This is a genomic window from Paramagnetospirillum kuznetsovii (assembly GCF_003284725.1).
GTDB classification, from domain to species: domain Bacteria; phylum Pseudomonadota; class Alphaproteobacteria; order Rhodospirillales; family Magnetospirillaceae; genus Phaeospirillum; species Phaeospirillum kuznetsovii.
Genome location: NZ_PGTO01000011.1, coordinates 83,796 through 105,399, shown reverse-complemented (window position 1 = coordinate 105,399; position 21,604 = coordinate 83,796). Strand labels below are relative to the sequence as shown.

Here is a 21,604-nt window from a genome sequence, read left to right as displayed (position 1 = left end):
CTCCTATTTTTTAGGGGTGAAGCCTGCCACGGCATCCATTATCCGAGACGGCAGGCAACCGGCGATTCGCGCCGCCACATGCATGGGCCAGGGAAAAGCAATACGCCCCCGGTCGTGCGCCAAGCCGCGCCGGATGATGGCGGCGGCCTCGTCGACCTGCATCAGCAAGGGCATGCGGAAATTGTTCACCGCCGTCATGGGGGTCTCGACGAAGCCGGGGCAAATGACCGAGACTCCGACTCCCTTACCCGCCATCTCGGCGCGCAGGCCTTCGCCCCAGACCCGCACCGCCGCCTTGGAGGCGCAATAGGCGGGGGCGCCGGGAAAACCGCGAAAACCGGCCAGGGAGCTCATGATTCCGATCTGTCCGCGCCGACGCTCCATCATGGGGCCGAGCGCGGGCATCACCGTGTTGAACACGCCGTCCACATTGACCGCGAAAATGGCGCGCACTTGCGCCGCACTCTCGCCGCCGCCATGGGTTCCCGCCGAGATGCCCGCATTGGCGATGACCAGATCAAGTGGCGCCCGTGCTTCCGATTCCGCCACCCAGGCGGCCACGGCGGGCGCATGAGTGACGTCCAGGGTTGCGGCATGGACCTCGGCGCCCCCATCGCGGCAGGCCGCCGCCACCGCGTCCAGCCGATCCCGGTCGCGCCCCGACAGATGCAGCGTTGCCCCCGGTTCGGCATAGGCCCGCGCCAGGGCGGCGCCAAGGCCGGACGAGGCGCCGGTCACCAGCACGGACGAGCTCATCCGCCGCCTCCGTCGTTCAGCAAGGCCCGCAAGGGGGCGATCAGCGGCGGCATGTCGTGGCGGGCGGTATCGAACAGGATGGAGGGGTCCACCGAATGATATTCGTGCACCAGGATGTTTCGCATCTCGGTCATGCGGCTCCACGGAATTTCGGGATGACGCTCGACGATGGCGACGGGAACCCGCTTGGCGGCTTCTCCGACGATTTCAAGATTGCGGATCACCGCGTCCACTGTGCGGTCATCGGCGACGAACTGCGCCTCGGTCATGCCGCCGGTATAGCGTCGGATGCGCTCGATGGCCTCCAGGATATCCTCGATGCGAACGCGCCAGTCCTTGAAACTCAAATCCCGCAAGCCTCCTCGCCATAGACGGGCATGCATTCGGCCAGGATGCGCTTTTTCAGGCGCGGCTTGATGTTGCCCGAGGTGATCAGATCCACCGGCCGCCCCAAGATGCCTTCCAGGGCGTGCTTCAACTCGACGAAGCGGAACAGCCCGCCCGGCTGGCCGGGATGGAAATCCACCATCAGGTCGATATCGCTGGTGGGCTTGGCGTCGTTGCGCACCACCGAGCCGAACAGGGCCAGGGACTTGACGCCGAACCGCTCCATCAGATGGGGATTGTCCTGCAGCCGCGCCACCACCTCGTCGCGGGTGATGGGCTGGCGGCGGCGCGAAATGCGCCCGGCATAGCTGCGCACCGCATCGGCCTTGTCGGCGGGAATGCGCACCACGATCTCGATGACGTTGGGGCGGTCGCGTTGCGGCCTGCGGCGCTCGGTCATGGACGAAGGTTACCATAGGATTGACCTTGGAGCGAAGCGACTAGCCCGTTGAGGGCGCGCGCCCCATGGCGCGAAAGCCAAGAGAGCGGAGCGAACGCCCGGCGTTTGAGGCGCTCATGAATAAGGCCACTTGGAGCGAAGCGGCGCCGGGGCTATAACCGGGCACGTTATTGAATGCGAGGTATCCCACCGTGACAGTTGCCAGCATGACCGGCTATGCCCGCGCCGAAGGGCGCGACGCCCAGACCTCCTGGGTGTGGGAGGCAAAAAGCGTCAATGGACGCGGCCTGGAACTGCGCTGCCGCCTCGCCTCGGGCCATGACGCCCTGGAAATCGCAGCCCGCGACGCCGCCGCCAAGCGCCTCAAGCGCGGCAATGTCCAACTGTCGCTGACGGTCAGCCGGGTCGGCGAGCAGTCGCTGTTGCAGGTCAACACGCCGCTTCTGGCCCAATTGCTGTCCATGTGCAAGGAATGGGAAGGTCGCTTTCCCGGCGTCGCCCCTGCCCGCCTCGACGGCTTGCTGGCCATTCGCGGCGTGTTGGAGCCCGAGGTCGACCCCGAGCGCGGCGACACCGAGGAGACGCGCCAGCTCCGCGAAGCCGCCATGAAGGTCTCGCTGGACAGCATGCTGGATCAATTGGCCGCCATGCGCGCCGACGAAGGCGCCCGCATTGCCGCCGTGCTGAACGGCCAGTTGGACGAAATCACCCGGCTGACCGCCAAGGCCGCCGCCTGCGCCAGCCTGCGCCCCGACGCCATCCGCGAACGCTTCAAGGCCCAATTGGCCGCCGTGCTGGAAGCCGCCCCTAGCCTTGCCGAGGACCGCGTCGCCCAGGAAGTGGCCCTGCTGGTGGTCAAGGCCGATGTGCGGGAAGAACTGGACCGCCTTAGCGCCCATGTGGAGGCCGCCCGCGAATTGCTCGGCCAGGGCGGCGCCATCGGCCGCAAGCTGGACTTCCTGGCCCAGGAGTTCAATCGCGAGGCCAACACCTTGTGCTCCAAGTCTTCCGACGTGGAACTGACCCGCGTCGGTCTCGACCTGAAGGCGGTCATCGACCAGTTCAAAGAGCAAGTGCAGAACATCGAGTAGGTATCATGCCCCAGACTTCCTCCTCCATCGGTCGCCGCGGCCTCATGCTGGTGATGTCGTCGCCGTCCGGCGCTGGCAAGACCACCATCTCCCGCGCCCTGCTCGCCCGCGATTCCGGCATCTCCATGTCGGTCTCGGCCACCACCCGGGCGCCCCGCCCCGGCGAGGTGGACGGCAAGGACTATTACTTCGTTTCAGTGGAGCGCTTCCACGCCATGGTGGAGAACGGCGAGTTCCTGGAACACGCCCGCGTCTTCGACAATTTCTACGGCACCCCCAGGGCGCCGGTGGAAGCCGTGCTGGCCCAGGGCCGCGACGTGCTGTTCGACATCGACTGGCAGGGCACCCAGCAGATGCGCCAGACGGCGCGGGCTGATCTGGTCTCGGTCTTCGTGCTGCCGCCCTCGGTGGAGGAGCTGGAACGCCGCCTGCACACCCGCGCCCAGGACTCGGCCGAGGTGGTGGCCAAGCGCATGGCCAAGGCGGGCGACGAGATGAGCCACTGGCCGGAATACGACTACATTATCGTCAATGTGGAAGTGGAGGAATCCATCGCCCGCGTCCAGGCCATCCTGACCGCCGAGCGCCTGAAGCGCGAACGCCAAGTGGGCATGCACGATTTCGTGACGCGGTTGCGCGGGCTGGAATAGGGAAAAGACGGGGCCAGCCTCGTCAATCTCCCCCACCACAATCTCCGCCGCCGCAATCTCCCCCATTGCAGGCATCTCCAGGCATACCGCCCCCAGTATCGCGGCTCAAGTCTTGCCATGAGAAACCACTTAACCTGGAATCAATGACAATGGCAGTGATTGCGCACGCAATCGCGATCCATGTTGCTGGCCTGACATGCTCGACAGCCGCGTATAACGCAGCTGATGCCGCTATCACAAGCAGCACTCCAACCGCCATTCGGTGATAACACGCCATGATGGCCTCAAAAACGCAGGACTCAGAGCAGTTTCAGCAGGGCGACGATGGCCCCAACCTGGGCGAGGGCCGTGCCGAAAATCCATTTCAGAATCTCGGTCTTAGTCTCGGACAACTTGGCATCCAAGTCGCGGCGCAGAATTTCGACATCCCCGCGGGTGGCAACATTCTGTTCGCTGGACGCCTCGGCGAATGCCATGGCGGCCGTTTTTGCCTGCTCATGCGTAAAGCCGCCCGCTTCAAGGCGCTCCGCAAATTTCAGGGTGTCGAACGCAATCGTGCTCATGGGTTAAGCCTGCCTTCAACGGAGGCTTGCGTCAAGCTGACTTGAAGGAGACGCGGGGCCAACGAGGCCCCGCGTCCAATTCACCCTACTTCTTCTTGCCCTCGCTCAGCGGCAGCGCCACGTAGCGCAACTGCTGGGGATTTTCCACCCGCAGCAGCAGCGACTTGGCGCCGGACTTGCGGCCTTCTTCCACCGCCTTGCCCAGGTCGGCGGGAGCGCGCACCGGCTTGTGGTCCGCCTCGATGATGAGGTCACCGGGGCGCAAGCCCTTCTCGGCGGCGCCGCTGTCGGGCTTGACCTCGGTGACGACGATGCCCTTGGTCTCGTCATCGACGCCGAACCGCTCGCGCAGCGCCGGAGTCAGCGACGACACCGTCAGACCGGTACCGGGGATGGACAGGACGCCGTCCTTGCCTTCCTTGGCCTTGGGCTGGTCGGTCTTGCCGCCCTTGACGGCCTGATCGGCCGGATCCTCCGGCATCTCGCCGACGGCGGCCATCAGCGTCTGCTTCTTGCCGTCGCGCCAGATCACCACTTCCACCTTCTTGCCGATGGGCGTACCCGCCACGTAGCGCGGCAGGCGGCGCATCTCGGTGATATCCTTGCCGTCGAATTTCAGCACCACGTCGCCGTCCTTCAAGCCGGCCTTGACGCCCGGACCGGCGGGATCGACCTTGGCCACCAGGGCGCCATGCTGATCGGGCAGTCCCACATTCTCGGCCATGTCCACATCCAGCGACTGGATGCGGATGCCCAGCCAGCCGCGCCGCACCTTGCCGAACTTGCGCAGATCGTCCAGCACCGGCGTGGCCAGCGAGGCGGGAATGGCGAAACCGATGCCGATGGAGCCGCCCGACGGCGAGATGATGGCGGAATTGATGCCGATGACCTCGCCCTTGATGTTGAACATGGGGCCGCCGGAATTACCGCGATTGATGGCGGCATCGGTCTGGAGGAAGTCGTCATAGGGACCGGCGTTGATATCGCGGGCCCGCGCCGAGACGATGCCCGCCGTCACCGTGCCGCCAAAGCCGAACGGATTGCCGATGGCCAGCACCCAATCGCCCACCCGGGCTTCGTCGGAATTGCCGAACGGCACCGCCGCCAGGATCTTCTTGCCGGGATCGATCTTCAGCACGGCCAGATCGACCTTGGGGTCGCGCCCCACCAGGGTGGCGGCGAACACCGTGTCGTCATGCAGCTTGACGCTGATCTCGTCGGCGTCGGCGATGACGTGATTGTTGGTCACGATATAGCCGGTGGCATCGACGATGAAGCCCGATCCCAGCGAGGTCGCCTTGCGCGACGGCGCGTCGGGACGTCCAGGTCCGCCCTGTTGGCGCTCGAGGAACTCCTTGAAGAACTCCTCCAGCGGCGAGCCGGGCGGAAATTGCGGCATTTCCAGCCCGCCGCCCGCCTGACCCTTGATGGTCTGGGTGGTGGAGATATTGACCACGCTGGGCAGCAGCTTTTCCGCCAGATCGGCGAAGCTGGACGGCGCCGGGCCGCCAGCGGCCTGGGCGGCGGAAGCGCTCACCCAGGCGAGCAGCGCCAATCCGGCGATCACAAACCGCGAACCGGCGGAATGATGATTGATCTTCGAGATGAACACCTGACCAAATCCTCCAGAAGATTTAAGTCCCGAATAAATTGCGAGACACTCACCCATATTTTTAGGTCGTCACCCCCGCGAAAGCTGGGGGCCATGCGGGGGACAAGGCGAGGCGCCTGATACCATACGCCGAGCCGACGGAACCGTGGATTCCCGCTTTCGCGGGAATGACGAAAAACTCAGTGCCTACCGATTACGACCGGGACCGGCGTTGAACGTGCGCAGGAACTCGTTGTCGGGCGACAGCACCATGGTGGTGCCGCTGTCGCCCATGGTGTGGCGATAGGCCTGCAACGAGCGGAAGAAGGCGAAGAACTGCGGATCCTTGCCATAGGCCTCGGCCAGGATGCGGGCGGCGTCGGCGTCGCCCTGGCCGCGCTCGATCTGGGCCTGGCGCTGGGCCTCGGCCAGGATCACCGTGCGCTCGCGGTCGGCGCGGGCGCGGATCTGCTGGCCCCATTCATAGCCCTGGGCGCGCGCCTCCTTGGCTTGGCGCTCGCGTTCCGATTTCATGCGATCATAGATGGACTGGCTGGTTTCCTCAGGCAGATCGGCGCGGCGCAGCCGCACGTCCACCACCTGGATGCCCATCTCGCGACCGGCCCGTTCCGCCACGTCCTGCTGGATGGCCTCCATGATCTTGGCGCGTTCCTCCGACAAGATGGAGGGCAGCATGACCTGACCCATCACCCGGCGCATGGCCGAGGACACGATCTGGGCCAACTGGGCGCGGGCCTGGCTTTCGGTGCGGACCGCCTGATAGAACTTCAGCGGGTCGGCGATGCGGTAGCGGGTAAAGGTGTCCACCACGATGCGCTTCTGGTCGCCCAGGATGATCTGCTCATCGGGCGGGTCCAGCGCCAGCAGGCGGATGTCGTAGCGCACCACATCCTCGATGAAGGGCAGCTTCACGTGCAGGCCGGGTTCGCGGATGGTGGCGCGATGGGCGCCGAACCGCAGGACCAGGGCCTGTTCCGCCTGATTGACGATGAACAGTGACGACGAGGCCAGCACCAGCGCCACCAGGGCGAGGATGGCCGTAACGGCCAGACTGCGGCTCATTTGGCGCCTCCCGCGTTCTTACGGATTTCGGGCAGCGGCAGGTAGGGGACGACTCCCTGCCCTCCCTTGGCGCTTGGGTCGATGATGATCTTGGTGGCGTTCTTCAACACGTCTTCCATGGTCTCGATATAGAGACGACGGGCGGTGACGTCCTCGGCCAGCTTGTAGGCGCCGTACAGAGACGTGAACCGCTTGGCGTCGCCCTGGGCCAGATCCACCACCTGTTCGCGGTAAGCCTGGGCTTCCTGGGTGATGCGCTCCACCTCGCCGCGGGCGCGGGGAATGATGTCGTTGCGATAGGCCTCGGCCTCGTTGCGGGCGCGCTCCTGATCGGCGCGGGCGCGCTGGACGTCGTTGAAGGCGTCGATCACCGCGCCGGGCGGATCGACCTTCTGCAACTGGACCTGCTGCACATGGATGCCGGCGCCATAGGTGTCCAGCAGCTTTTGCAGTTCTTCCTGGGCCTGGATGGCGATCTGCTCGCGCTTGTCGGACAGGGCGGCCTGGATGGGATTGCGGCCGATGACCTCGCGCAGGCTGCTTTCCGCCGCCACTTTCACGGTGGCTTCCGGGTCGCGCACGTTGAACAGGAACTTGCCCGCGTCCTTGATGCGCCAGAACACGGCGGCATCGGCCTCGACGATATTCTCGTCGCCGGTCAGCATGCGGCTTTCCTCGGGCACATTGCGCGAGGTGGAGCCGCGCTCGCCACGGGAATCGCCGGTGGAACGGTAGCCAAGCTGCAACTGGTTGACCTTGGTCACCTTGGGCAGCAGCACGGTGTCGATGGGGTATGGCAGGCGGTAGTGCAGCCCCGGCTCGGTGGTGTCCACCCATTTGCCGAAGCGCATGACCACGCCTTGCTCGTCGGGGCTGACCTTGTAGATGCCGGTGAAGGCCCAGGCCGCGAAGGCCAGAACCGCCAGCGCCATCAGTCCCTGGCCGCCGCCAACGCCGCCATGGCCGGGAAAGGCGCGGCGAAGCTTTTCCTGGCCCTTGCGGATGAATTCCTCGATATCGGGACCGCCGGGAATGCCGCCGCCACCGGGACCGCCGCCGGGCCGACCCCAAGGGCCGTTACCGCCACCGCCGCCCCAAGGGCCGCCACCACCGCCGCCACGAGGATTCCAAGGCATATACAGTCCCCTATCGTAGTACGTCCGGGCGCGGAGCGAATCTCCGCCAAGGGAACATAGGGCAGGTTTCAACCTTGCGCAACGCGGGCTCGGCCAGATTACCAGTTTTCAATGAGCATCCGGCCTTTCTACCTTTCCAAACGGAAGCCGCCGACATATATGAGATGATGCTTGTGAGCGCTCAGCGCCGCAAAAACCTTTATTTTCGTAAGGCTTCTTAGCAAAGAGGATGTCCATGGCCGAGGTCACCGAACAGCAGATCGTCGAGGCGCTGAGCCGCATTCATGACCCGGACAAGAAGGCCGACATCGTCAGCCTGGGCATGGTATCCGGCATCGCCGTCAAGAATGGCCATGTGGCCTTCGCCATCGAGGTGGAACCGTCGCGCGGACCCAACCTGGAACCGCTGCGCAAGGCCGCCGAGAAGGCGGTGCACGATCTGCCCGGCGTCCTTTCGGTCTCTGCCGTGCTGACCGCCGAACGCAATGTCCAGGGCGGCCCCCAGGGTGGTCATTCCCACGGCCACGGCCATGGCGCCGGTCAGGTGGAACAGCCGCTGCTGCCCACCGTCAAGGCCATCATCGCGGTCGCCTCGGGCAAGGGCGGCGTCGGCAAGTCGACCACCGCGACCAATATCGCCATGTCCTTCGCCCAGATGGGCTTGAAGACGGCGCTGTTCGACGCCGATATCTTCGGACCAAGCATGCCGCGCATGCTGGGCATCACCGGCGAGCCGGTCAGCCCCGACGGCCAGACCATGCTGCCCATGGAGAATTACGGCGTCAAATGCATGTCCATGGGCTTCCTGGTGCCCGAGGACTCCCCCATCATCTGGCGCGGCCCCATGGTCATGGGCGCCCTGGAACAGTTGCTGCGCGACGTCCAGTGGGGCGAGCTCGACGTCATGGTCATCGACATGCCGCCCGGTACCGGCGACACCCAATTGACCATGACCCAGCGGGTGCCGCTGACCGGCGCGGTGATCGTCTCGACGCCGCAGGACATCGCCCTGCTGGACGCCACCAAGGGGTTGAACATGTTCCGCAAGGTCGATGTGCCGGTGCTCGGCATCATCGAGAACATGAGCTATTACATCTGCCCCAAATGCGGCGATGAAGCCCATATCTTCGGCCATGGCGGCGCCAAGGCGGAAGCGGCCCGGCTGTCCACCGAGTTCCTCGGCGAGGTGCCGCTGGACATCGCCATTCGCCAGACCTCGGACGCGGGCGAGCCCATCGTGGTCTCCAAGCCCAACAGCCCCCACGCCAAGGCCTATATGGCCATCGCCGCCAAGATCTGGGACAAGGTCCAGGCCATGCAGGCCAGCGGCCGCAAGGGACCGAAGATCAGCATCGGGTAAATGCGGCCGGGACGGCCGCGCTCCTGAGCGGCATGGAGTGCCGCCGTCCTCGCCCGCCTATATTTCCCACGGCCACGCCCCGAACGGCACCACCTTGTTGTCGGCGTCGTGGCCGATATCGGCGCGATTTCATCCTTCGCCTGAGTCTGCCTGAATTTCAGCGGCTTATCTTCGGTATGGGACTCGAAAAGGAATCACCACCAAGGCACCAAGGACACCAAGAGGCCGACGCGGTTCTTCGCCTTTCGTCTTACCCGGACGCGTTCCGGGCAACCACGCCCATCCGCAATGAAAGCAGCAAGGAGCGACCGTTTGCTTCGCTCTCTTGGTGTCCTTGGTGCCTTGGTGGTGAATCTGCGGCGGCAGCCATGGAAGCGGTGGTCGGGAATGAAACAGGATAGCCGTGGGTCAAGTCTGGCGGTGACGTTTAATGTTGGTCAGTCGGCCAACACCACGGCGAGGCACTGAACTCCGCAACTCGGCGAATAAGGGCATTTGACTCCGAACAACATGCAACTTAACGTACTTATCTGGATGTTTTAGCTCTATGGCAGAACTGCTATATTATAAGACGCATAAGAAACCATCAATTTGAGGTTCAAAATGAAGTGCCCTCATTGTAGCATTTCCTTTCATGACGACTGGCATCAGAGCAGAATACTTCGCTACCAGTACATCTCTACAGATTGGATATCTAAGGTAACGGTTTGTCCAAATTGCAGAAATGACACCATTATTCTCGAAAATAGCGAGACAAGCGAAGCCCATATGTTCTATCCGAGAGCGGCGTCACGCGGACCAGTCCCGACAACTGTCCCGGTCGAAATCGGAAATGATTATAAAGAAGCCGTCGAGGTTCTTCCCATTAGCCCGAAGGCATCAGCGGCCCTGTCCCGAAGGTGCCTACAGAATATGCTGAGGGCCAAGGGATACAAGGCATCGGACCTCGCCAAGGAAATTGATCTCTTCCTTGCCGATCCTCGTTTGCCGCTAGATGTTCAAACTACGGTCGATGCCATCAGAAATTTCGGAAATTTTTCAGCCCATCCGATTACCGACAATACATCCTTGCAGATCATTGACGTTGAACCGCATGAGGCCGAATGGTGTCTCGATATTATCGAGCAGCTTTTCGACCACTTCTATGTCAAACCAGCGGAGACAGCAGCGAAAAAAGCTGCACTGGACGCAAAACTAGCCGCAGCTGGGAAGCCTTTGTCCAAAGGCTAAACCACCCACGGCCACGACCCGAACGGCACCACCTTGTTGTCGGCGTCGTGGCCGATATCGGCGCGGCCCAGATAGGGAATGCCCGAGACGGCGCACCAGTGGCGCGCCACCTCCTCCTCGCTCTGGCCGAATTCGGGCTGGTTGGGCGGAATGTCGCCGCAACGGCCCAGCATGATCCCCGCCACCCGCCGCAAGGCCGGAACGCTGGTCAATTGGCACAGCGAGCGGTCGATGCGGTACAGATGCTCGGACACCTCTTCCAGCATCAGCACATGGCCGGTCAGATCGGGCTGCAACGCCGTGCCCATCAGGTGGCACAGAATGGTGATGTTGAAGGCGACGCTGGGCGTGCCGCCGCGTACCGTCCGCTCCAACGCGCTTTCGGCGCCGTCGGCCAGGAAGGCCAGGGCGCGGGCCACCGCCGCCGCGCCGCCGCCGCGGTTGATGTCGGCGGGCATGGGGCCATGGGCGACGCGCTCGAAGCCCTTGCCGAACAGCCCAGCCAACAGCGAACCCATGTCGGAATAGCCCAGATAGCTCTTGTCCTTGGCAGACGGACTCAGCCGGTCCAGCGCCAGCGGCGCCATGCGGCACGAACCATAGCCGCCGCGCCCGAACCACACGGCGTCGAAGCCGGGGTCATTGGCGATCTCGACGAAGGCGTCGGCGCGGGCCTGATCGGTTCCGGCGAAATGCCCCCAGCTTTCGAAGCATTGGGGGTGAAAGACGAGTTCGACGCCGCCATGCTCAGCGGCCAGGGCCGCGACCCGCTCGGCGATGGAACGGTCCATGGACGAAGCCGGGGCGACGACGCCGATCCTGACCTTGCCCATGCGCCCCTATCTCCTTGCCAGCGAGTCGGCCGGATTGTAGCTTTCAGCCATGAAACCAGACAGCCCTTATTTCTTCTGCGGCATCGGCGGCAGCGGCATGCTGCCCCTGGCGCTGATCGTCCAGGCGACCGGAGCCCCGGTGGCGGGCTCGGACCGCTCGCTGGACCAGGGCCGCATCGCGGCCAAGTTCGACTTCCTGCGGAGCAAGGGCATCGCCCTGTTCGCCCAGGACGGCAGCGGCATCACCAGCCCCGACCAGATCCTGGTGACCTCGGCGGCGGTGGAGGAAACGGTTCCCGACGTCATGGCGGCGCGTGCCCTGGGCGCCGCTCTGATGACGCGGGCGCAACTGCTGGCCCGATTGTTCAACGCCGCCCCCCATGGCATCGGGGTGGCGGGCACCAGCGGCAAGTCCACCACCACCGGCATGATCGGCTGGATTCTGCACGCCCTGGGCCGCGATCCCACCGTGATGAACGGCGCGGTGATGAAGAATTTCGTTACCGCCGACTCTCCCTTCGCCAGCGCCCTGGTGGGCCGGGGCGGCCTTTTCGTCGCCGAGGTGGACGAAAGCGACGGCTCCATCGCCAATTACCGCCCCGACGTGGCGGTGCTCAACAATATCGCGCTCGACCACAAGAGCATGGAGGAGCTGCGCCGCCTGTTCGCCGATTTCCTGGCCAAGGCGCGGATCAGTGTGGTCAATCTGGACAATGCGGAGGCCGCCGCCCTGGCGCCACCCGGTTCCATCGGCTATAGCCTGACCGACCCCGCCGCCCGCCTGTATGGCCACGGCCTGACGCCCGCCCCAGACGGCATCGCTTTCACGGTGCGCGAAGCCGGAACCGATATCGTCGTCCGCCTGAAGGTTCCCGGCCGCCACAACGTCGCCAATGCCCTGGCCGCCCTGGCCTGCGCCCGCGCCTTGGACCTGCCGCTGGACCAGGCCGCCGAGGCGCTGGGCGGCTTTACCGGCATCCGCCGCAGGCTGGAGGTGGTGGGAAGCCGCAAGGGTGTCACCGTCATCGACGATTTCGCCCACAATCCCGACAAGATCGCCGCCACCCTGGACACCCTGCATTCCTTTCCGGGACGCCTGCTGATCATGTTCCAGCCCCATGGCTTCGGACCGCTGAAACTGATGAAGGCCGAGTTCATCGAAGGATTCGCCCAGGGCATGGGGCCGGACGACGTGCTGATCCTGCCCGATCCGGTCTATTTCGGCGGCACGGTGGACCGCAGCGTCGGCAGCGAGGATATCGCGGCGGGAGTGCGCGATCAGGGCCGGGCGGCCGAGGCGCTGGGCGAGCGTTCCAACTGCGCGGACCGGCTGGTGGACCTGGCGCGGCCCGGCGACCGCATCGTGATCATGGGCGCCCGCGACGACACCTTGTCCCAATTCGCCGAGGATGTGTTGGGCCGGCTTTAGCTGTCGCCCTCGTTCGCCTCTTCCGCCTCCATCTCCTCGACCACGTCCTCGGGCAGCATCAAGACGCCCGACGTATAATCGTAGTCGTAGATTTCGGCATAGCGGCCCCAGGTGATGGCGGTTTCCAGCACCCTTTCGGCCTCGGAATCCGTCAGGTAATCCTGCAATTCCTGCAAGAAGCGGTCTTCCGGGGCGCGGTGGTCCCGGCGTTCGTCCAGCACCTTGCGGATGCGCGCCGCCAGGGGAATGTTCTTGATCAGCAGATCGGCGAACATGGCCTTGCGCTCGGCCTCCTCGACCTCGATGAAAGTCTTGCCGACCGGGGTCAGGAAGATATCACCGGCAGCGATACGGGCCAGCCCCAGCACCCGCAAACCCTCGAACAGATGGAACAGGGCATCGTCTTCCAGCTCGGTCTCCTCCGCCAGCTGCGGCAGGTCGGCGCGGCCGTTGAACGGGGCCTCGGCGATGCTTTCCAGCAGCCCCACCATCTTGCCCGGCGTGGTGTCGGGCAGGCGATAGCCCAGCGTCAGCTGTTCCTGGGCTTCCACGCCGCCGCCGCGCGCATGGGCGGTCATCAGGGTGTAGACCTCGTCGACGATCTGGCGGAAGGCGGCGGATTCGGTGTCGCGCGGGCGTGGCAGACCGACCCTGATCTCGGCCCGCACCCGACCGGGATCGCTGGAGAACACCAGCACCCGGTCGGCCATGGAGACCGCTTCCTCGATATTATGGGACACCAGCAGGATGCCCTTGGTGGGGATCTTGCGCTCGTCCCACAGATCCAGCAGATCCTCGCGCAGAGTCTCGGAGGTCAGCACGTCCAGCGCCGAGAACGGCTCGTCCAGCAGCAGCACGTCGGGCCGCATCACCAGGGCGCGGGCGAAGCCGACCCGCTGGCGCATGCCGCCCGACAATTCCTTGGGATAGGCGCTTTCATAGCCGCCGAGACCGATCAGGTCGATGGCGGCGCCCGCCCGCTCCTCGCGTTCATCCTTGCCGACACCCGCCGCCTCGAGGCCCAGTTCCACGTTCTCCTGGACCGTCAGCCAGGGAAACAGGGCGAAGGACTGGAACACCATGGAAATACCCTTGGCCGGGCCGGTCATGGGAATTCCACGATACATGACGTCGCCGCCGTTGGACTTGATCAGTCCCGCCATGATGCGCAACAAGGTGGACTTGCCCGAGCCCGACTTGCCCAGCAGGGCGACGATGTCGCCCTCTTCCAGGCGGAAGTCGACGCCTTCCAGCACGGTGCGCTCGTGGCCGTCCGGGGTGCGGAAGCTCTTGCGGACGCCCCGCAGGTCGAGCAATGCCGTGGTGGTGGCGGTATCGGCCATGATCGGCTCCTCAGTCCAGACGCAGCCGCTCGGCGGCCAGCATGTAAAGCCTGCGCCACAGGAAGCGGTTGAAGGCCATGACGAACAGGCACATCACCGCGATGCCCAGCGCGATACGGGGGAAGTCGCCGTCGCTGGTGGCCCGGGCGATATAGGCGCCAAGACCGTGGGCTTCCAGTTTGGTGTCGCCCCAACTGACCAGTTCGGCCACGATGGACGCATTCCACGACCCGCCCGAGGCCGTGATCGCCCCGGTGACATAGGACGGAAAGATGGCGGGAATATAGAAGCGCTTCCACTTCAGCCAGCCGGTCAGTCCCAGATTGCCGGCGGCGTCCTTCATCTCCTGTGGGATGGCCGAGGCACCGGCGATGACGTTGAACAGGATGTACCACTGGGTGCCCAGGATCATCAGCGGGCTGGTCCACACATCCACGTCGAGGTCGAAGCGGACGATGACGATCACGGCGACCGGAAACATCAGATTGGCGGGAAAGGCCGCCATGAACTGGGCGATCCACTGGACGTTCTGCGCCACCAGGGGGCGCTGGCCGATCCACACCCCGATGGGAACCCAGATCAGCGAGGCCAGCGTGATCAGCACCACCACCCGCAGCGTGGTCGCCAGACCATAGAGCAAGACCTGGCCGATCTCGCCGAACCCCACCTCGCCATGGACGAACAGCGCCACCTGGACCAGCCCCAGGACCGCGACCACCACCAGGACGGCGTCCCAGGCGCGCCCGACCCAGTCCGGCAGGGTCAACAGCGGCCCCGGCGCCCGGTGGAACAGCGTCTCCTTGTCATGACGCCGCAGCAGGCCGGTGAACACCTCCCACAGGGCGGCGGGCAGGCGCGCCAGATAACGGAACAGGCGGCCGCGCTGCATCAGGGTCAGCAACCAGGATTCCGGCACCTGCTCGCCCGGCAGGGAATCCACCTTGAACTTGTCGGTCCAGGCGACAAGCGGCCGGAAGATCAGCTGGTCATAGACGATGATGCCGCCCAGCACGCCGAGGATGGCCCAGCCGATGGCCGCCAGATTCTTCTCGGCGATGGCCAGCGCGATATAGGAGCCGACGCCGGGCAGGCTGATGTTCTGGCCCGACACCGAGATGGCTTCCGAGGCCACCACGAAGAACCAGCCGCCCGACACCGACATCATCATGTTCCACACCAGCCCCGGCATGCCCCAGGGCATTTCCAGGCGCCAGAACCGCTGCCACGCCGACAGGTGGAACATGTCGGACGCCTCGATCAGGTCGTTGGGCACCGTCTTCAGCGAGGAATAGAGGCTGAACGCCATGTTCCAGGCCTGCGAGGTGAAGATGGCGAAGATGGCGGCGCACTCGACGCCGAGCAGATTGCCGGGAAACAGCGCAATGAAACCGGTCACCGTGATGGATAGGAAGCCCAGGATGGGAATGGACTGAAGGATGTCGAGAATGGGGATCAGCACTTTTTCCAGCGCCGGAACCTTGGCCGCCGTCACCGCGAAGACGATGGTGAAGGCCAGCGAGGCCACCAGGGCGGCGGCCATGCGCAGGGCGCTGCGCAGCAGGTAATAGGGCAGATTGGCGGGATCGAGGCTGAGCGGCAGCGGCTCGCCCACGTCGTAGGGAATGCTCATCTGCGCGGCGCCGAACGCCAACAGGGCCAGAACGGCGAACACCACGGGAATCAGCGCCAGATCCCATGAATTGGGCTTCAGGTCTTGGGATACCGCCACCGTGGGGAGGGGCCACCGCATGCCATGCGCCTTGATCGGAGTTGTCGCACGGCCCTCTTAGCCCTTCGTCACCCCGATGTCGAGTGGACAAGCAATGACAAAGCCGTGACGGCGGCGCCGTTCAAAGCGGCCCGGCAAGGCTATCCCGTCCGGCAAACGTATTTGATCTCCAGATATTCATCGATACCGTATTTGGACCCTTCCCGACCGAGGCCGGATTCCTTCATCCCGCCAAACGGCGCGACCTCGGTGGAAACCATGGATTCGTTGAGGCCGATGATGCCGAATTCCAATCCCTCGGCCAGTCTCCATTCCCGCCCGGCATCACGGGTATAAGCGTAGGCGGCCAGCCCATAAGGAGTGTCGTTAGCCAAGCGGATTGCCTCGTCTTCGGTATGGAACCGGATCAACGGCGCCACCGGGCCGAAAATTTCCTGGTTGGCGCAGGCCATGGAGGGCGTCACTCCCACCAGGACGGTCGGATCGAAATAATTGCCGCCCGCCGCCCGCCGGGTGCCACCGCAGAGCGCCCGCGCCCCCAAGGCCACGGCGTCGTTTACAAGGCGTTCGACTCCCTCCACCGCTCGGCCGTGGATCAGTGGTCCAAGGTCGAGCGTCCCGACCGCCTCGACCAATCGATCAACAAAGGCATCGTGGATGCCATCTTGAACCAACAGCCGATTGGCGCAGATGCAGGTTTGGCCCGAATTGCGAAATTTGCTGGCGATGGCGCCCGCCACCGCCGCGTCAAGATCGGCATCATCGAAGACGATGAAGGGCGCGTTGCCGCCCAATTCCAGACTGACCTTCTTCATGGTGTCGGCGCATTGCCTCAACAGCGCCTTGCCCACAGCGGTCGATCCGGTAAAGCTGAGCTTTCGCACCAGGGGATTCGACGTCAGCTCGGCTCCGATCTCGACGGGATGGCCCGTGACAACGTTCAGGACACCGGCCGGAATCCCTGCCCTATCCGCCAGTTCCACCAGCGCCAAGGCCGATAGCGGAGTGTCTTCCGCCGGTTTCAGGACAACGGTGCAACCGGCCGCCAGGGCGGGTCCGCATTTGCGGGTGATCATGGCATTGGGGAAATTCCATGGCGTGATGGCGGCGACGACGCCGACCGGCTCCTTCAGCACCATGATGCGCCGACCGGGAAACGGGGACGGAATGATATCGCCATAGATCCGCTTGCCCTCCTCGGCGAACCAATCGATGAAGCCTGCTCCGTAGGAGACCTCCCCCCGTGCCTCGGCCTGCGGCTTGCCCTGCTCCGCGGTCATGATCCTGGCCAGGTCGTCACGATGCTGAAGGATCAAGTCATGCCAGCGCCGCAGCAGGACGCCGCGCTCCCTTGCCGTCAATCCCCGCCAGGCGGGCAGCGCGGAGGATGCGCGCTCGATGGCCCGCCTTGTCTCCGCCTTGCCTGCGCGCGGCACCGTCGCGATGACCCGCCCATCGGCAGGATCAACCACGTCGAAGACCTCTTGGGAATCGGCGCCGACCCATTCTTCGCCAATGCGGCAAAGGCTGCGCAGCAGGCTGGGATCATCGAGATGCATGGGGTAGAATCCTCTGAATGAAACCTGTGAGTGATATTGTCGCCCTGCCAAGCATCACCGGCCTATTGACCGGGCACGACGGCATGGTGGTGGTCGCCGGTTCCCACGGCGGGGTTCTCGCCGCCCGGATCGCGGCGGCGAACACTATCCGGGCGGTGATCCTCAACGATGCCGGTATTGGCCTGGATCGGGCGGGAATCGCCGGATTGACTGTCTTGGAGAGCGTCGGCATGGCCGCCGCCGCCGTGGATTATCGGAGCGCCCGCATCGGTGACGGCGCCCATATGCTGGCCCGGGGCGTCATATCCCATGTCAATGCCCTCGCCCAGGCGCTGGGGGTTGAGACCGGCATGCCGACCGCCGAAGCGGCTTGGCGCCTTCGCGCGGCGGCGCTTCCGGCCCAGCGGCATGCCCGACCAGAGTCCCGCCCGCTGTTGCTGTCCCGGCTGCCCCGCCGCCCGGATGTCTGGGGCATGGATTCCGCCTCGGACATTTCGTCCGCCCTGGATGGAGCCATCGTCGTCACGGGCTCGCATGGGGGGCTTCCCGGCGGCGATCCCAAGGCGGCCTTGCGTTGCGCCGCCCGCGCCGTTTTGTTCAACGACGCCGGTATCGGCATGGACGAAGCCGGGGTCGGCCGCCTTGCCGTCCTTGCGACACAAGGCATTGCCGCCGCCGTGGTCGATGCCATGACGGCTCGCATTGGCGACGCCCGTTCCACCTGGGAAACCGGCATCGTCAGCCGAGTCAACGCCACCGCCAAGGAAAGCGGCGCCGCTCCAGGCATGAGCGCTCGGGATTTCTCCGCCCTGTTCCGCTAGAGACATGGCGCCGCCACGTTCACGCCGATCCAATGGTCAGGCCACCACAGACATATAGGACTTGCCCGGTTACAAAGCCCGAGCCTTCCGCGCAGAAGAACGCCACGGCTTGGGCCACGTCTTCTGGTGTCCCCAGCCGCTTAACGGGAATCGCGTTCATAATCGCCTGTGTTCTGGCATCACCGGCTGGATTGACCTTGGCAAACAGCTCGGTGTTGATCGGACCTGGGCCCACGACGTTGACGGTAATGCCGTAGGGAGCCAACTCCAGGGCCCATGTCTTCGACATCCCGATCAGGCCAGCCTTGGTGGCGGAATAGGCCGTTCTCAATTCCTTGCCCAAGGCCGCCCGGCTGGAAATATTCACGATACGACCATAGTGCGCCGCCTTCATGGCGGGCAGGACGGCTTTAGCACAAAGCATCGGCGCGATCAGGTTGACATCGACCACGCGGCCGAAGGAATCGGGATCGGCATCTTCCAAGGAAGCCGGCATGACGATGCCGGCATTGTTGACCAAGCGGGTAACCCGACGGCCCAGGATGATACGTTCCAGGCCCGCAGTCAGGTTTGGAGCATCCGCGAGATCAAGCTGAAGAAATTCATCGGCGGTATCCGTGGCGGGGCTGTCACGGTCCACGACGATGACCCTCAATCCGTCGCTACGCAGCTTGCGGGCTATGGCGGCGCCAATTCCTCGGGCGCCTCCTGTTATCACGGCATAGTCGTTCACCGATCCAACTCCACGATTGTTACAGCAGACAGGTCGACAGCCACGGTACCGCCGCCACCAGGACCAGGGCGGCGATCAAGGCCCCGATATAGGGCCAGATGGTCCGCATGGCCTGATCCGGACTTACCCGCCCCATGGCGCAGGCGGTGTAGTAGCCGATCCCCAGCGGCGGGGCGAACAGCCCGATTCCCATGGCAAGGATCGCCACCATGGCGTAATGCACCTCGTGAATGCCCACCACCCGCGCGATGGGAAACAACAAGGGGGCGAACAGAACCAGGGCGGGAATGCCCTCCAGCACGCTGCCCAGCACGATGAACAGAGCGATGGAGATCAGAAGAAAGGTCATGCCGCCACCGGGCAGTCCCGACATCACGGCGATCAACTGGCGCGACAGGCCGGATTGGGTCATGGACCAGCCCATGGCGGTGGCCATGCCAAAGACGAACAGAATGGCCCCGGTCAGGGCCGCCGTCTCCACCAGCAGCGGCATAAGCCGAGACCAGTCGCGGCAGCGATAGACCAGAAGGCCGCAGACCACCACATAGGCGATGCCGATGGTGGCGACCTCGGTGGCGGTCGCGACGCCTTCCACCACGGCGGCCCGGATGACGAAGGGCAGCGCCAGGGCCGGGCTGGCGATGACCAGGGTCCGAAGAATATGGCGTGCCGGCGGCCGGGGCGTGACCGAGCGATGGTCGCCCTGGAAACGCAAGCGCGACAGAACGGCCAGGGCCACGCACAGGACGAAGGCGGGCAGCAGACCGCCGGTGAACAGGGACGCCATGGACACGTCGGTGACGGAACCGATGGTGATCAGAACCAGGCTGGGGGGAATGGTCTCGGACATGGCGGCGGAGGTGGCCAGTTGCGCCACCAACTCGTCGGGCTTGTAACCCCGCTTCTTCATTTCGGGAAAGAGGGCCGGAGCCACCGCCGCCATGTCGGCCGCCTTGGAACCGGAAATCCCAGAAACCAGGAAAATGGCGCCCAACAGAACATAGGACAGCCCGCCCCGCACATGACCCAGCAGCGCCACCAGCAATTCCACCATGACCCGCGCCATGCCGGTCATCTCCAAGAGCAAGCCCAGGATGATGAACAGCGGCACCGATAGCAGAACCAGATGCTCCATGCCGCCTTGGCCTCGGCTCACGATCACCGACAGCGGCACATGGGTGGCGAATGCCAGGTAGCACAGGGTGGCGACGCCGAAGGAAAAGGCGATGGGAACCCCCAGCACCACATTGGTGATGACCAGCCCGACCAAGAAGATCAGCAGGTTGTAATACCCCAGGGAGGGAAACAGGGGCCTCAGGATAAAAAGGACCGCGGCCAGGAGGGCAATAGCCAGAACCACCTGAAGGGTGGCGCGGTCGAATCCGCGTTCGAGCAGGCGTAGGGCGGATAGCAGGGCCATCAGGCCGATTCCCACCACCATGGCCGAGGTACGCCAGGAATGGGATAGCCCAAGGGCGGGCGTCATCACCAGCATCTCGTCCTCGAAATGCTCGAGAGAAAAGGGAAGCAGGGTGCCCAGCAGAATCACCGGCACGATGGCGGCAAGGGGATCAAGCCATTTCCGATAGATCCCGCCCCTGGCATTGACCAGGATGGTAAGGCGCATGTGCTCGCCCCGCCGCAGGGCGATAACGGCACCCAGCATGGCCAGCCACAGGAACAGGATGGACGCCAGTTCATCCGACCAGGTAAGCGGCGCATGCAACACATATCGGGCGATAACCCCCGAGAGCAGGATCGCGGTTTCGGCCACGATCAGGATGGCGGCCAAAAGTTCACAGACGGCGCCGATACCGCGATCCAATCGCAGCAGCAGGGCTTGGGCTTGATTGCCGGTCACGGGATCGGCGGCTTCGGGCGATATCCGCATCAGCCGACCGCCCCCGTGTATTTCTGGAGCAGGGTCCAGGCATCCGCTCCGAACTTGCCCTTCCACTCCTTGTAGTAGCCCGCGTCGGCCACCGTCTTCATCAGCGAGGCGGTGTCGGCGGAATTGAAGGTCATGCCGCGTTTTTGCAGATCGCCCTGGAGCGATTCGTTCAAGCCGCGAATCTCGGCCCGCTGCTCGTCGGCGGCCAGATCCATGTGGCGGCTCACCAAGGCCTGGAGATCGCCCGGCAGCCGGTCCCACTGCTTCTTGCTGGCCACGAACCAGAAGCCGTCCCACATATGGGACGTGAAGGAGCAGTATTTCTGCACCTCGTAAAGCTTGCCGAATTGAATGATCGAAAGGGGATTTTCCTGGCCGTCCACCACCTTGGTCTGAAGGGCGGAATAGAGTTCGGCGAAGTCGATGCCGGTGGGCGCGGTGCCCAACGCCTTGAACAGCGAAATCCACATCTGGGTGGTGGGAACCCTGATCTTCAGGTTTTTCAGGTCGGCGGCGGAATTGATCGGCCGACTGCTGGTGGTGATGTGACGAAAGCCGTTGTCCCAGATCTTGGGCATGGACACCAGTTGCGCCTTGGGCATCTGGGCGCGGATGAAAGCGCCCAACTCGCCGTCCATGGCCTTCCACACCGCGTCGTAGTCCGGGAAGACGAAGCCCAACCCGCTGATGCCGGCATCGGGAATGATATTGGCCAGCCGGGTTGGCGACAGCATGTAGAATTCCAACGCCCCGGAACGAACCTGGCTGAGCATGTCGGTATCGCCGCCCAACTGGTTGTTGGGGAAGATCTGGATATCAAGCCGACCGCCGCTCTCTTGACGAATGCGGTCGGCTGCCTTTTTGGCGGCGGTGTTGGTGGGATGGGTTTCCGGCTGGTTGTTGGCGAATTTGTAGACGAATTCGGCGGCGCTGGCCCGGCGGCTGATGATGCCGAAGGACGCGATCCCGGCGGCGGCCGAGGTGATGAAGGCGCGACGTTTCATTGTTGTTTCCTCCCC

20 protein-coding genes are annotated in these 21,604 nt (G+C 64.4%); 6 read left to right on the top strand and 14 right to left on the bottom strand.

Features of this window, described 5'->3' with window-relative positions; translation table 11 throughout:
* Positions 1–3: 3 nt before the first annotated feature.
* The 3 genes from CU669_RS14270 to CU669_RS14260 are packed head-to-tail and all read right to left on the bottom strand — an operon-like array spanning position 4 to position 1,543.
* Complete coding sequence (locus CU669_RS14270) at positions 4–756, bottom strand: SDR family NAD(P)-dependent oxidoreductase (RefSeq protein WP_112145850.1); 753 nt, start codon at positions 754–756, stop codon at positions 4–6.
* Positions 753–1,103, bottom strand: a complete 351-nt coding sequence (locus tag CU669_RS14265) for a HepT-like ribonuclease domain-containing protein (protein ID WP_112145848.1) — start codon at positions 1,101–1,103, stop codon at positions 753–755. The genes CU669_RS14270 and CU669_RS14265 overlap by 4 nt, the downstream gene beginning before the upstream one ends.
* Positions 1,100–1,543 carry a nucleotidyltransferase family protein gene (locus tag CU669_RS14260; protein ID WP_112145846.1) on the bottom strand — a complete coding sequence of 148 codons (444 nt, stop codon included), beginning with the start codon at positions 1,541–1,543 and terminating at the stop codon, positions 1,100–1,102. The genes CU669_RS14265 and CU669_RS14260 overlap by 4 nt, the downstream gene beginning before the upstream one ends.
* 191 nt (positions 1,544–1,734) lie before the next feature.
* Here CU669_RS14260 and CU669_RS14255 point away from each other — a divergent pair, with 191 nt between their 5' ends.
* Together CU669_RS14255 and gmk are read left to right on the top strand one after the other, a co-directional pair.
* The gene (locus CU669_RS14255) at positions 1,735–2,634 is read left to right on the top strand and encodes a YicC/YloC family endoribonuclease (protein ID WP_112145844.1); all 900 of its coding nucleotides are present in this window, start codon (positions 1,735–1,737) and stop codon (positions 2,632–2,634) included.
* 5 nt (positions 2,635–2,639) lie between these two features.
* Positions 2,640–3,284, top strand: coding sequence for a guanylate kinase (gmk, locus tag CU669_RS14250; protein WP_112145843.1), 645 nt, complete (start codon positions 2,640–2,642; stop codon positions 3,282–3,284).
* A gap of 299 nt (positions 3,285–3,583) precedes the next feature.
* Here gmk and CU669_RS14245 read toward each other — a convergent pair whose 3' ends face one another.
* The 4 genes from CU669_RS14245 to hflK form a co-directional block, all read right to left on the bottom strand.
* Positions 3,584–3,847 carry a CCDC90 family protein gene (locus tag CU669_RS14245; protein ID WP_112145841.1) on the bottom strand — a complete coding sequence of 88 codons (264 nt, stop codon included), beginning with the start codon at positions 3,845–3,847 and terminating at the stop codon, positions 3,584–3,586.
* 85 nt (positions 3,848–3,932) lie between these two features.
* Positions 3,933–5,459 (bottom strand): DegQ family serine endoprotease, encoded by a 1,527-nt coding sequence (locus tag CU669_RS14240; protein WP_112145839.1) that lies wholly within the window; start codon positions 5,457–5,459, stop codon positions 3,933–3,935.
* 186 nt (positions 5,460–5,645) lie between these two features.
* Complete coding sequence (gene hflC / locus CU669_RS14235) at positions 5,646–6,521, bottom strand: protease modulator HflC (RefSeq protein WP_112145837.1); 876 nt, start codon at positions 6,519–6,521, stop codon at positions 5,646–5,648.
* A complete protein-coding gene (gene hflK, locus CU669_RS14230; protein WP_112145835.1) occupies positions 6,518–7,657 on the bottom strand; it encodes an FtsH protease activity modulator HflK in 1,140 nt (379 codons plus the stop codon). The genes hflC and hflK overlap by 4 nt, the downstream gene beginning before the upstream one ends.
* A gap of 235 nt (positions 7,658–7,892) precedes the next feature.
* Between hflK and CU669_RS14225 the strand changes: the two genes are divergently transcribed.
* Together CU669_RS14225 and CU669_RS14220 are read left to right on the top strand one after the other, a co-directional pair.
* Entirely contained in the window at positions 7,893–9,017 is a 1,125-nt protein-coding gene (locus CU669_RS14225) for an Mrp/NBP35 family ATP-binding protein (RefSeq protein ID WP_112145897.1), read from the top strand.
* A gap of 603 nt (positions 9,018–9,620) precedes the next feature.
* Positions 9,621–10,247, top strand: coding sequence for a DUF4145 domain-containing protein (locus CU669_RS14220; RefSeq protein ID WP_322096910.1), 627 nt, complete (start codon positions 9,621–9,623; stop codon positions 10,245–10,247).
* Here the strand turns inward: CU669_RS14220 and CU669_RS14215 are convergent.
* Positions 10,244–11,080, bottom strand: a complete 837-nt coding sequence (locus CU669_RS14215; RefSeq protein WP_112145831.1) for an LD-carboxypeptidase — start codon at positions 11,078–11,080, stop codon at positions 10,244–10,246. The genes CU669_RS14220 and CU669_RS14215 overlap by 4 nt on opposite strands.
* A 49-nt stretch (positions 11,081–11,129) precedes the next feature.
* On the opposite strand from CU669_RS14215, the gene CU669_RS14210 reads away from it, so the two are divergent.
* Entirely contained in the window at positions 11,130–12,509 is a 1,380-nt protein-coding gene (locus CU669_RS14210) for a glutamate ligase domain-containing protein (protein ID WP_112145829.1), read from the top strand.
* Here CU669_RS14210 and CU669_RS14205 read toward each other — a convergent pair.
* The 3 genes from CU669_RS14205 to CU669_RS14195 all read right to left on the bottom strand — a co-directional run bounded on the left by CU669_RS14205 (position 12,506) and on the right by CU669_RS14195 (position 17,140).
* Positions 12,506–13,852, bottom strand: coding sequence for an ABC transporter ATP-binding protein (locus CU669_RS14205; RefSeq protein WP_112145827.1), 1,347 nt, complete (start codon positions 13,850–13,852; stop codon positions 12,506–12,508). The genes CU669_RS14210 and CU669_RS14205 overlap by 4 nt on opposite strands.
* 10 nt (positions 13,853–13,862) lie before the next feature.
* Positions 13,863–15,602, bottom strand: coding sequence for an ABC transporter permease (locus CU669_RS14200; protein WP_112145825.1), 1,740 nt, complete (start codon positions 15,600–15,602; stop codon positions 13,863–13,865).
* Positions 15,603–15,721: 119 nt separating this feature from the next.
* A complete protein-coding gene (locus tag CU669_RS14195; protein WP_112145823.1) occupies positions 15,722–17,140 on the bottom strand; it encodes an NAD-dependent succinate-semialdehyde dehydrogenase in 1,419 nt (472 codons plus the stop codon).
* Positions 17,141–17,157: 17 nt separating this feature from the next.
* Between CU669_RS14195 and CU669_RS14190 the strand changes: the two genes are divergently transcribed.
* A complete protein-coding gene (locus CU669_RS14190) occupies positions 17,158–17,961 on the top strand; it encodes a hypothetical protein (RefSeq protein WP_112145821.1) in 804 nt (267 codons plus the stop codon).
* A 19-nt stretch (positions 17,962–17,980) separates the two neighbouring features.
* Here CU669_RS14190 and CU669_RS14185 read toward each other — a convergent pair whose 3' ends face one another.
* The 3 genes from CU669_RS14185 to CU669_RS14175 are packed head-to-tail and all read right to left on the bottom strand — an operon-like array spanning position 17,981 to position 21,589.
* Complete coding sequence (locus CU669_RS14185; RefSeq protein ID WP_112145819.1) at positions 17,981–18,694, bottom strand: SDR family NAD(P)-dependent oxidoreductase; 714 nt, start codon at positions 18,692–18,694, stop codon at positions 17,981–17,983.
* 19 nt (positions 18,695–18,713) lie between these two features.
* On the bottom strand, positions 18,714–20,585 hold the full coding sequence (locus tag CU669_RS14180; protein ID WP_112145817.1) for a TRAP transporter large permease: 1,872 nt from the start codon (positions 20,583–20,585) through the stop codon (positions 18,714–18,716).
* Entirely contained in the window at positions 20,585–21,589 is a 1,005-nt protein-coding gene (locus CU669_RS14175; RefSeq protein WP_112145815.1) for a TRAP transporter substrate-binding protein, read from the bottom strand. The genes CU669_RS14180 and CU669_RS14175 overlap by 1 nt, the downstream gene beginning before the upstream one ends.
* Between the last annotated feature and the right edge of the window lie 15 nt (positions 21,590–21,604).